This is a genomic window from Microcoleus sp. T2B6 (assembly GCF_036700475.1).
GTDB lineage: Bacteria > Cyanobacteriota > Cyanobacteriia > Cyanobacteriales > Microcoleaceae > Microcoleus.
On record NZ_JAUBOZ010000055.1, the window covers coordinates 1 to 12,015 of the forward strand.

A 12,015-nucleotide genomic window follows, 5' to 3' on the forward strand; every position below is an offset into this window, starting at 1 on the left:
GTCGGAGTACCAGTTGCCGGTGTCGGCGTCGGAGTACCAGTTGCCGGTGTCGGCGTCGGAGTACCAGTTGCCGGTGTCGGCGTCGGAGTACCAGTTGCCGGTGTCGGCGTCGGAGTACCAGTTGCCGGTGTCGGCGTCGGAGTACCAGTTGCCGGTGTCGGCGTCGGAGTACCAGTTGCCGGTGTCGGCGTCGGAGTACCAGTTGCCGGTGTAGGTGTCGGCGTCGGTGTTGGTGTCGGCGGTGGCGTTGGTGTCGGCGTCGGTGTTGGTGTCGGCGGCGGTGGCGCTACATCGTTATCCGCGATCGCCACTGTCACCCCTGGAACCACAACCACATTATACTTAGCATCACCACCGCTCACACTGTGAGTAATATTACCGCTGTGCGCCCCTTCCACAACCGCATCGTCAACCGCTTTCACCGTAACGGGTTGAACGACATTCCAATTATCCGTAGTGAAAGTCACAGAGGCGATCGCCTCTATCTCATTACCTGTTGTGAGAGTGATAGTTACAGGGGCGATCGGCTGCGATGTTAACTTGATCCCATAACTGCCATCCGCGCCGCCTTCTGTAGCAGTTGTTTGCGTGGGAGAAATGCTGACACCTGCTGTCTCGTTGTCGGTAATAGCTACATTTACATCCTGAACCGTCTGACCGCTATACTTAGTGTCGGTACTGGTAACAGTGTGAGCGATCGTGCCGCTGTGCGTACCTTCGGCTTTGCTATCGTCGGTAGCGGTGACAGTGACTGTTTTGGCAACATTCCAGTTAGTGCTGTCAAAGATAACAGGGGCGATCGCATTTATTTCACTTGGGGCATTAAAGTTAATGGTAACAGGGGCGATCGGCTGGCTGTTGAGTTTGACTGTATAACTGCCATTCGCCCCGCCTTCTGTAGCAGTTGTGCTCGTAGGTGTAATGCTGACACCTGCTGTCTCGTTGTCGGTAATAGCTACATTTACATCCTGAACCGTCTGACCACTATACTTAGTGTCGGTACTGGTAACAGTGTGAGCGATCGTACCACTGTGCGTGCCTTCGGCTTTGCTGTCGTCTGTAGCCGTGACAGTGACTGTTTTGGCAACATTCCAGTTAGTGCTATCAAAGATAACAGGGGCGATCGCATTTATTTCACTTGGGGCATTAAAGTTAATGGTAACAGGGGCGATCGGCTGCGACGTTAATTTGAGATCATAACTGCCCGTCGCGCCGCCTTCAGTAGCAGTTGTTGCCTTGGGAGTAATAGAAACACCAGCGGTATCATCGTCCTTATTGCTGAGGCTAACATCCGCTACATCTTTATTGCTGTAATTCGGATCTGTACTAACACTAGCCACCGTGACAATTTTGTAGTCAATATTGCCGTCAACAATGCTATCGTTAAGCCCTGTTACTGTCACCGGCTGCGCTGTATCCCAGTTAGCAGAAGTGAAAGTTAAGCTATTAGTCGAAACTGTTCCCTCGGCAACATTGTCACTGCTCAAACCGATAGTCACATCAGCAGTCGGCTGAGTATTTAGAACCACAGTAAAGTTAGCAGGAGTGCCAGATTCACCAGTAGTTAATCCCGCCGTCGGATTCACCGTAATTCCCGGAGTTTCATTGTCACTGTTGGTGACGGTGACATCTTCAGGATCGAGGTTAGTGTAATTAACATCGGTACTCACAGCAGCAGCCGTGACAATTTTGTAAGGTTTAGGGCCATCAGCTACTAAATCGTTAACACCACTCACCGTTATTGTTTGCGGTTGATTGTAGTTAGCAGGAGTGAAAGTTAAACTATTAGTTGAAACTGTTCCTTCTGCAAGATTGTCACTCCTCAAACCGATGGTAACGTCAGCAGTAGGTTGAGCGTTGAGTTTGACTGTAAATTCTGCCTTGCCACCAACTTCACTTGTAGTCAATCCCGATATTGGGTTAACTGTGAAACCGGCAGTGTCATCATTAGTAATAGTTGTGGTAGCAGTAGCAGTGGTAATTGTCGGTGTTAAGCCTGGGCTGGTGGGATTTGACAGGGTGACGGCTATGGTTTCGTCGGGTTCAACTAGGGTGTCGCCTAATACATCCAGAGTAATGGTTTTGGATGTTTCATCGGCGGCAAAATTAATTGTGCCAGTAGCAGTAGTTGCCCCTGAAGTGCCGCCGATGTTGTTGTAATCGCTGATGTTTGTAGCTGTTCCGGTAATGGCATAATTGATGCTACTTGCCCCGCCTGTGTTGCCGCTGCGAGTGGCGGTGAAAGTCAGAGGTTTTGTGCCGCTATTGCCTTCAAGAATGCTGGGAGTACCGGCAGCAATGGCATAAGAAACTGTACCGTTTGCTGCAATAGTTAGTGTTGTTTGAGGGGTTGTACCGGCAATGCCTCCGGTGATTGTGCCAAAGTTGAGGATTGCGGTTTCGGCGTTTTCAGGGAGATTGTCGGGTTTGATAGTAAATGCAACATTCTGGGTGAGAGTAGTAGTGCCGGCGGGGAATGTAACAGTAGTAGGCGAAAAGGTGTAGTCTGAATTTTCGGTGGCTGTGCTGCTGGAGTCGATGACAATTGGTACAATTACATCGGCAAAGGGAGTGCCGCCGCTGATGGTGACGGGAATATTAACTACTGTGTCTGTTGTTCCTTCTGTGCCACTGTAAGTTGCAGTACCAAAATTAACTGTATTGGGGGTATTTAGCAGCACAGAAACGTTGTCTGAACCGTTATTCGCTACTGCCAAATCCGGGAGAGTATCAGCATTAAAGTTGCCTGCAATAATGGAAGTTGGATCTGTGCCCGCAGCAAAGTTAATGGGTGCACTAAAACCGCCATTGCCGTTGCCTACTAAAATTGCAGCGCCGCTGGTTCCTGTTACTGCTAAGTCAAGTCTGCCATCTCCGCTAAAGTCTTTCACCACAATGCCGTTAAGCCCTGCCCCTGCGTTAACAGTAGTGGCCGGGCCAAAGCCACCAGTGCCATTTCCCAATAGAATTGACACACTGTTAGAACCGCCGTTAGCTGTGGCTAAGTCGAGGAAATTGTCTCCGTTAAAGTCCCCAGTGGCGATCGAATTTGGATTTTGCCCAGCCCCAAAATTAGTAGCTGCACCAAATCCGCCCGTGCCATTTCCTAACATAATTGAGACATTATTAGAGAGGCTGTTGGCAACGGCTAAGTCAGGTAAACTGTCAGCATTAAAGTTCCCTACAACAACGGAACCAGGAATCGCACCAACATTGAAATTAGTGGCAGCGCCAAAGCTGCCAGCACCGTTTCCCAACAAAATTGAGACACTACCCGTACCTTGAGGGTTAGCATTTACCACTGCTAAATCGAGGAAAGTGTCGCTGTTAAAGTTCCCGACAGCTATTGAAGAGGGAGTGTTACCCACACTAAAGGTGCTGGGTGGACTAATGAGTCCGCCCGTGCCATTTCCTAACAGAATTGACACACTGCTATTACTGCTATTTGCTACTGCCAAATCGGGGAAATTGTCAGCGTTAAAAAGTCCTGATGTGACGAAAACAGGATCCAAACCTACAGCCAATTGGGTAACTGTTCCAAAATTGCCATTTCCATCTCCCAACAAAATTGAAATGTTTTCGCTTGATAGGTTGGTCACCACCAAGTCTGGAAAGGTATCAGCGTTGAAAAACAATACATTAATACCTTTGGGATTTGTCCACGCGCCAAAATTAGTCGCATCACCAAAACTATTCAAAACATACTCGTAACCCGCTAATACTTCGGCTTCAAATACGAGTGGCGTTTCTATTGAACCGGTTCTCACTTCCAGTTCCCAGTCCCCGCCTTTGGCTACACTTCCGGTGAGGTTTTTGGAAGCTGCAACGTTTGTATTTGTGAGTTGGGCGATTCGTTGGATGAAGGCTACACCGTCTATATCTCTGGCGTGTCGATCATCTATGGCGTATTCATTATCTATGGCGTATTCATCCGATCCGCCAGGGAATGAATTCCCTGTCTCATAGCGAAAGTCCTCTGAAGAGGACTGTTTATTGAGTTTGTTTTCAGTCGGTTTCAACCGACTTGAGCTTTGAGCCGGGGAATTCATTCCCTGGCGGACTTTCGGGTAAGCAGTCGGTTTCAACCGACTTGAGCTTTGAGACAGGGAATTCATTCCCTGGCGGACTTTCGGGTAAGCGCGAGGTGATGATGCGACATTACAACCGTAAATGAGAATGTCCGCATCAACACTTAAAGCACTCCGCCACTGCTGCAATTTCTCGGAATAAGTTTCCACATTATCTGCACTCAAGCAGCCATTACCCAATTGCAAGCTGCCCGAAGCACCGTGAGAAACAATGTGAATGCTGTCAATATTGGTACGAAGAGCTAAAACTTCAGTAATTTGGTCGATCGCATCTTTATTCCCATCCAAAACGACTACTTCCGTACCCGGTTTTACCCCTGCAATCAAACTTTGATAATTTTCAACTTTAGTATCGATAAAGGCGATCGAACTTAGAGAAACTTGATTATTTAAATTTGGCATACTGCACCTACTAATAGCTAAAAAAAGACAATAATTTCCCTGTTTCGCAACTTGCATCCGAAACTCTTTCTGAAGGTTGTAGTAACCATAACTGTTTTTTTAGAGAATATCTATAAAGTTTTCTTCATAAACACCTTTTTATTTAAAGTTTTGATAAAGATGGGGAATTTTATTAAGTAATATTACGGGTTAGCCAGCGCGATGTGGATGAGATAACACAAAAACATTTCAATAGCAAGTATCATTATACTGAAATATTTTAGTCCCCGTGCAGAGTATGGGAAGGAGAATATAGGAGTAGAGGTTCAGAGGTTTAGTACCAGAGTTCGATCGATTGGTGGAAGACGCTGTGCGATCGCCTCTGGGCCGATTTCTTTTAATACAATTGTGGAAGCATCTCGATTAGAAGCGGGAACAGTTTCTCGTATACTTTTGCAGTTGGAATTGTTGGGATTAGTTTCTATGAGACAGGGGTTTTTAACCCCTGTCTTACTCTCGCGCTCACGAGTTTCTCGGAAGGCAGAAATCTGGGTAATAAACCCGAAATCGCTCTTAAATCAATCCGAAATTAACGGCACTGATACTGGTAGCCGAAACTCCGGCCAGAGAAGCTAAAATCTCCCCGGTTTGTGCCAACCGGATTAAAGTTGCACCGCTATCTTGAGCAATTGCCAATTGCGAGAAACTCAACCCGCTACCCAATACTAACAAGTCTTGACCGACTTCAAAATCAGTAATCGTATCAGTACCGGAATTGGTAGAGAGTAGGAATTTATCTACTCCCATTCCTCCTACCAAAGTATCACTTCCCAAACCGCCATTGAGTAAATCATCGCCCTTACCTCCGTAAAGAATATCATTACCATCATCGCCATTCAAAATGTCAGCACCACGGTTGCCAAATAAGACATCATCACCGCTGCTTCCCAGGATTGTATCGCTACCTTTGCCACCAAAAATAGTGTCATTCCCCAGAACTCCATCGAGGGAATCATTGCCCCTCATCCCCATCAACACATTATTTCCGCTGTCGCCAGTCAGGATATCGTCGCCATTAGTACCGAGAATTGCATCCGGGGAATTGCTGCCCAAATCAGCATCGCCGCTGACAACAGGAGTCGCAATCCCAACAGGCAATACTACAGCTTCGATTCTGCTATCTAAAGCAGTACCAGTATTGTCAGCAACTAACTGGGAAATAGGTTTATTTCCTGTACCAACTGATTTGAAGTCTTGAGTGGTTGGGCCCAAGGCTACTTGTTGGAGGCGGGCAAGTGATTCAGGAATTGATGTTCCTGTTGGGTTGGAGACAGCCGCATCAATGCGCTGATTGGCTGTTGCCATTACTGTCGCGGATTGCGATGTAATTTGGCTGACTGTTTGACTGTTGAAACTGGGGTCTATTTGCTGGATTTTCGCGGCTGTTTGCTGAATGATTGGTTCTAAGGCTGCGGCATTGCTGAGGTTTAAGACTGTACCGGATTGAATTTGAGCCGTAATTGAACTGACAACAGCTTTGACAATATCGGTATTGACTGCACTGGATGCACCGTCAATCAAACCGCTAGTTTGGGTGATGAAGTTTTGGACTTTCACCATTGCGGCTAAGACTTGGACTCCGCCCGGTTGATTGTTATTGGTAGCTAAGATAGGGTCTAAGCTAGTTAGGTCAACTTCAGCGGGGAGAGAAAGGGCGGCTTTGACTAAAGATTGGGCTTCTTCTGGTTCAATTCCTTTGTCGATTAAGTCGGCGATTAAGCTGGTTAGGAGGGTGACTACACTCGCATCTGGTGGTGCGGTGACTGGTGTTTCTAGGGGTAAGCCGGTGGCGGTGTCAATGCCTCCTATGGCTACTAAATTGCCTTCTGATGGGTCGATTTCTCCGTTTTTGTTGGTGTCGAATGTCTCGAAGGGGATATCGAGATTAAACTCACCGCTGCTGTTAGTTGTGGTGGATGGTTCGTTGGCATCGAGGATGCCGTTTTTGTTGGCATCTAAGAACACAGTAGCACCGGAGATATAACCGTCAATTGCGACGCCAGAAAGGCTGTCGGCGCGGTACAGGTGGAAGAAGTCACTGACACTGGCACCCGCATTGTCCGTTGCTGTCACCTTAATTGGCACATAGAAGAATGAGGGAACATTGCCAGCATTCAAATTCACGCTAAAGGTCAGAGTATTCGGGTCGAAGGTCAGCCAATCGGGTGCAATGAAAGTGCCGGTATTGGGGTCGAAGGTCAGCCAATCGAGACGGTTGGGGCCGAAGGGTCCGTTGGGATCCGGCTCTGGAATTATTGAGTAGGAGTAAGTGAGGCTGTCACCGGGATCGGGATCAGTAAAGGTGTTGGGAGCAAGAGTCACACTGAAGTCGCGGCGGGGATTGGGACCACGTTGATTCAAGAGGGGATTAGTCACCACCGGCGGGTTGTTGTTGAGTGTAGATTCAGCATCGATAATTTTCAGACTGGCAGTGTTTTGGGTGCCAATAATGGAATTATCCCGATTGGTGATCCGAAACGCAATTTCTTCTGTTCCCTCAACTTGAGCATCCGGAAAAACGTCAATTGTGAAAGTTTTGGTCTTTTCGCCTGGGTTAAATGTGATTTCAGGAAAGAAATTGGGGGTATTCCAATCTGTTCCGAAAGTCGCTGAACCAGTAGGAGGTTCTAGGTACACCCTGGAAAAGCTGTCTATATTCCCCCCTGTGCGAGTGAGGGTAATTTGTTTCTGAACGATTCCTGTGCGACTTTCATTGACTTGGTAAGTAGCTGGGGAGAAATTAATTGTAGGAGGCCCCTCAGCATCGAAAATTTGCAAGGTAGCAGTGTTTTGGGTGCCGATATTGACATTAACCCCCCCATTGGCGATCCGAAACGCAATTTCTTCTGTTCCCTCAAACTGACCATCCGGTAAGATGTCAATTGTCAAAGTTTTGCTATTTTCGCCTGGGTTAAAGGTGATTTGAGGAGAGAAATTGGGCGGAACGTTCCAATCTATTCCCAAAGTAGCTGAACCAGTAGGACGTTCTAGCCACACCGTGGAAAAGTTGCTTTGATCCCCAGTGCGAGTGAGGGTAATTTGTTTCTGAACGGTTACTGTGCGACTTTCATTGACTTGGTAAGTAGCTGGGGAAAAATTTACCGTGGGAATACTAAGAATCTGATCGTTGCGAGGACCACCAGCAATCAGATCGTTAGATGGCGGTATGGTGTTACCCCTGTTAACAACAGTCGCATCCGGTGCATTGAGGCCGTTGTAGTTACTATCGGCACTCACAGCAGGGGCAGTCACAATCTGATAAGTCTTATCGCCGTCAAATACTCGATCGTTGACACCCGTTACCGTAACCGGCTGCCACTGATTCCAATTAGCAGAATTGAAAGTAATTGATTCCGTCGAAATTACTCCCTCTGCCTCATTGCTGCTACGCAAACCAATCGTTACATCCGCAGTCGGTTGGCGGTTGAGTTTGATGGTGAATTGGTCTGTGCCACCTGCTTCTGTAGTTACTAATCCCGATGCCGGACTAATAACAATGCCAGGACTTCCAAGTATCGGCGTGGGCGTCGGTGTTGGAGTACCAGTTGTCGGCGTCGGCGTCGGAGTGCCAGTTGTCGGCGTCGGCGTCGGAGTGCCAGTTGTCGGCGTCGGCGTCGGAGTACCAGTTGTCGGCGTTGGCGTCGGAGTGCCAGTTGTCGGCGTCGGAGTTGGAGTGCCAGTTGTCGGCGTCGGAGTTGGAGTGCCAGTTGTCGGCGTCGGAGTCGGAGTGCCAGTTGTCGGCGTCGGAGTCGGAGTGCCAGTTGTCGGCGTCGGCGTCGGAGTACCAGTTGTCGGCGTCGGAGTCGGAGTGCCAGTTGTCGGCGTTGGCGTCGGAGTACCAGTTGTCGGCGTTGGAGTCGGAGTGACTGGCGTCGGCGTCGGAGTCGGCGTGACTGGCGTCGGCGTCGGAGTCGGCGTGACTGGCGTCGGCGTCGGTGTTGGCGTGACTGGCGTCGGCGTCGGTGTTGGCGTGACTGGCGTTGGTGTTGGCGTGACTGGCGTCGGCGTCGGCGTGACTGGCGTCGGCGTCGGCGTCGGCGTGACTGGCGTCGGCGTCGGCGTGACTGGCGTCGGCGTCGGCGTCGGAGTGACTGGCGTCGGTGTTGGCGTGACTGGCGTCGGCGTCGGCGTGACTGGCGTCGGCGTTGGCGTGACTGGCGTCGGCGTTGGTGTTGGCGTGACTGGCGTCGGTGTCGGCGTGACTGGTGTCGGTGTCGGCGTCGGAGTGACTGGTGTCGGCGTCGGCGTGACTGGTGTCGGCGTTGGCGTCGGTGTCGGTGGCGCTACATCATCATTAGTAATAGTTGTGGTAGCGGTAGCAGTGGTAATTGTCGGTGTAGAATCTAATACCGAGGGATTTGACAGCGTAACCTCAAGGGTTTCATTGGCTTCGATCGCACTGTCGCCTAAAACATCGAGAGTAATGGTTTTCGATGTCTCGCCCGCTGCAAAATTAATCGTACCAGTCGCAGCAGTTGCACCGGATGTGCCGCCGATGTTGTTGTAATCGCTGGCGTTTGTAGCAGTACCTGCGATCGCATAATCTACTGTGCTCGCCAAATCAGTGCAACCGCTGCGAGTAACAGTAAAAGTGGCAGCAGTTGTACCGGAGTTTCCTTCTGTAACGGTTGCAACACCAGCACTAATCGCGTAGTCGATCGGATTGAGCAGAATTGTCACCTTGCTAGCACCCGATCCGATGCGATCGCCGGGCCCAGAAATCACCCTGTTAAATCCGGCGTAAATCTCGGAATTGACTGGCCCAGTAGCATCAGGTTGACCGTTGAGGGCGTAAAGATATGGGGAATTCAGGCTATTTTTTAGCCCGCTTTTGTTATCCCACGCAAGTTGTTCGTTGCTCACTTCTAACTCGACGCGGGAACCATTACTCACAAAGTTAGGCACATTTCCTGGGGTAAGTTCTCCCCCAGCGGGTGTATTGTAGTCATTCCCAAAAACTGCCATACCCCCGTTAACAATCTGCATCTCGGCATCGCGGCTGTTAGTGCTGGCATCCCCTCCATAGCCATCGTTTGACGCTGAGTCGCCGAGATTTACCGTCCATCCTGACGGAGTTTTGTCGTATTCAACGATGAATTTTGCTTTTTTGATCTTGCCGTCAAAATTGATTTTGGCTACCGCTTCTAACCAACTGTCTGCGTTTGAGTCGGTCGGGGTATTTACTAGAGAAATAAACGGGTTTGGCCCACCGGTAATTGCGCCTGTTTTGAGGTCTATTTGGTACGGACTCAGGCTTGAAGGTTGACCGTTAGCCGCAATAGTTAGTGTGGTTTGTTTGGTTGTACCGGCAACGCCACCGGTGATTGTGCCAAAGTTGAGGATGGCGGTTTCGGCATTTTCAACTATGTTGTCGGGTTTGATAGTAAATGCAACATTCTGGGTGAGTGCGTCACCTGTTGCACCTGCGGGGAATGTAATCGAGGTAGGCGAAAAGGTGTAGTCTGAATTTTCGGTGGCACTGCTGCTGGGGTCGATGACAATAGGCACTGTTACAGCAGCGTCAGGAGTGGCGCTGATAGTAACGGGAATATTGACTACTGTATCTGCGGTTCCTTCACTGCCACTGTAAGTTGCAGCCCCGAAATTTACCGCCGGGGTTGTATTAAGCAGAATCGAAACGTCGTTAGTCCAATAGTTCGACGTGGCTAGGTCAAGATTCCCATCCGCATTCAAGTCTGCCGCAGTGACAGTCCAGGGATTTGACCCCAAGCTATAGTTGGCGACAGGGCTAAAAGTACCAGTGCCTGTCCCCAACAGAACCGAGAGGTTATTAGCCACAGGGGTCGAGCTGCTAACACCGTTCGCTGTAGCTAAGTCAATTTTGCCGTCGGCGTTAAAGTCACCTACAGTAACGGAACGAGGCCCTGTCCCCACAGCAAAGTTAGTGTTAGTCCCAAAGCCACCTGTGCCATTCCCTAACAGTACCGATACATTATTAGAGCCTTCGTTGGCTGTAGCTATGTCAGGGTTGGCATCCCCATTAAAATCTTGCACAGCAACAGAATAGGGGTTTGTTCCCACACTAAAATTAGTGGCAGTGCCAAAGCTACCCGTGCCTGTTCCCAATAGAATCGAGACATTGTTTGAGGTAAAGTTCGCCGTAGCTAGGTCAAGTTTGCCGTCTTTGTTAAAGTCGCCTACAGATACAGACTGGGGTTTTGTCCCGACGATAAAGTTCGTGGGATCACTAAAGCTGCCTGTACCTGTCCCTAATAGAATAGAGACATTGTTTGAGTCAATGTTGGCTGTGGCTAGGTCAATATTGCCATCTCCATTGAAGTCGCCGGACGTAACTGACCAAGGACTCGACCCGACGTTAAAGTTGGTAGCTGTACCAAAACTGCCTGTCCCTGTTCCTAACAAAATTGAGACGTTATTACTCCCCCAGTTGGCAACGGCTAGGTCAAGCTTGGTGTCTCCATTAAAGTCTGCCACCGTCACAGCAAAGGCATATTGTCCCACAGGAAAATTAGTGGGAGCACTAAAGGTGCCTGTACCTGTCCCTAATAAGATAGAAACGTTAGCGACACGATTCGGCACGGCTAAGTCAGGCTTGGTGTCGCCGTTGAAGTCTCCTACGCCGACGAATTGCGGCTGCCCCCCCGCGCCAAAATTAGTTGCAGCACCAAAACTATTCAAAACATACTCGTAACCTGCTAATACTTCGGCTTCAAATGTCAGCGGCGTTTCTATTTCCCCGGTTCTGACTTCCAGTTCCCAGTCGCCGCCTTTGGCTACACTTCCCGTGAGGTTTTGGGAAGCTGCAACGTTTGTATTTGTGAGTTGGGCAATCCGTTGGATGAAGGCTACACCGTCTATATCTCTCGCCTGTTCATCATCTATGGCGTATTCATCCGATCCGCCGTTCGTTTCAACCCCCGTCTCATAGCGAAAGTCCTCGCTCAGGGACTGTTTATTGAGGTTGTTACCAGTCGGTTTCAACCGACTTTCGCTTTGAGACAGGGAATTCATTCCCTGGCGGACTTTCGGGTAAGCGCCAGAGGCTGATGCGACATTACAACCGTAAATCAGAATGTCCGCATCAACACTTAAAGCACTCCGCCACTGCTGCAATTTCTCGGAATAAGTTTCCACATTATCTGCACTCAAGCAGCCATTACCCAATTGCAAGCTACCCGGAGCACCGTGAGAAACAATGTGAATGCTGTCAATATTTGTCCGAAGAGCTAAAATTTCAGTAATTTGGTCGATCGCATCTTTATTCCCATCCAAAACGACTACTTCCGTACCCGGTTTTACCCCTGCAATCAAACTTTGATAATTTTCAACTTTAGTATCGATAAAGACGATCGAACTTGGAGAAACTTGATTATTTAAATTTGGCATAATGCACCTACTAATAGCTAAAAAAAGACAAGGATTCCCCTGTTTCGCGACTTGCATCCGAAACACTTTCTGAAGGTTGTAGTAACCATAACTGTTTTTTTAGAGAATATCTATAAAG

General features: G+C 49.0%; 3 protein-coding genes. 1 reads left to right on the forward strand and 2 read right to left on the reverse strand.

The features are described 5' to 3' along the window. Nucleotides 1-4,490 (reverse strand): DUF4347 domain-containing protein (locus QUA00_RS22030; protein ID WP_333411120.1); only part of this gene is annotated, 4,490 nt, incomplete at its 3' end. A 354-nt stretch (nucleotides 4,491-4,844) separates the two neighbouring features. Here QUA00_RS22030 and QUA00_RS22035 point away from each other — a divergent pair. Then, nucleotides 4,845-5,105 (forward strand): DprA-like winged helix domain-containing protein, encoded by a 261-nt coding sequence (locus tag QUA00_RS22035; RefSeq protein WP_333411140.1) that lies wholly within the window; start codon nucleotides 4,845-4,847, stop codon nucleotides 5,103-5,105. Here QUA00_RS22035 and QUA00_RS22040 read toward each other — a convergent pair. Next, nucleotides 5,043-11,897, reverse strand: coding sequence for a DUF4347 domain-containing protein (locus QUA00_RS22040; RefSeq protein ID WP_333411121.1), 6,855 nt, complete (start codon nucleotides 11,895-11,897; stop codon nucleotides 5,043-5,045). The two genes, QUA00_RS22035 and QUA00_RS22040, sit on opposite strands and share 63 nt — an antisense overlap. Between the last annotated feature and the right edge of the window lie 118 nt (nucleotides 11,898-12,015).